Raw genomic sequence first — 777 nt, forward strand, 5'->3', positions numbered from 1 at the left:
GAGGTGTCCGCCCTCTACGCGGCGCTGCGCGAGGGCCAGCCTTCTCCGCTGCCCGCGCTGCCGCTGGGGTACGCCGACTACGCGGAGTGGCAGCGGGAGTGGCTGGATGGCGCCGCGCTGACATCGCAACTGGACTACTGGCGCAAGCAGCTTTCAGGTGCACCCCGGTTGCTGGAGCTGGCCACGGACCGGCCGCGTCCCGCCGAGCGTGGGACGCAGGGCGCCCGGGTGCCGGTGGTGCTGGACTCGCGGCTGGCCGAAGCGGTGCGCACGCTGGCGGTGCGCGAGGGCGTCACGCCCTTCATGGTGCTGCTGGCGGGCTTCCAGGCGGTGCTCGCTCGCCGCTCGGGGCAGGACGACGTCAGTGTGGGGACGGCCATCGCGGGCCGGAACCGCGCGGAGCTCCAGGGGCTGGTGGGCTTCTTCGTCAACACGCTGGTGATGCGCACGCGGCTGTCCGGCGCGCCCACCTTCCGGGAGCTGCTGGGCCGGGTGCGCGCGACGGCGATGGGCGCGTATGCGCACCAGGACGTGCCCTTCGAGAAGCTGGTGGAAGCGCTCCAGCCCACGCGCGAGCGCGGGCACACGCCCCTCTTCCAGGTGATGTTCATCCTCCAGGGCGCGCAGGTGGGCGCCCCGGTGCTGCCGGGCCTCCAGTCGCGGCTGGTGGACGTGCACCCCGGCACGGCGATGTTCGACCTGACGCTCTCGCTCGCCGAGTCCCCCCGGGGCTTCGAGGGCTGGCTGGAGTACGCCACCGACCTCTTCGACGCGGAC

The 777-nt window shown here is 73.4% G+C and carries 1 protein-coding gene; it reads left to right on the top strand.

The window, feature by feature from the left end:
* The coding region (locus ACLEQD_RS44615; RefSeq protein ID WP_410391955.1) for a condensation domain-containing protein at positions 1-777 on the top strand (777 nt) is incomplete at both ends.

The sequence above is a fragment of the Corallococcus sp. 4LFB genome (assembly GCF_046520365.1).
In the GTDB taxonomy this organism is placed as follows: Bacteria; Myxococcota; Myxococcia; order Myxococcales; family Myxococcaceae; genus Corallococcus; species Corallococcus caeni.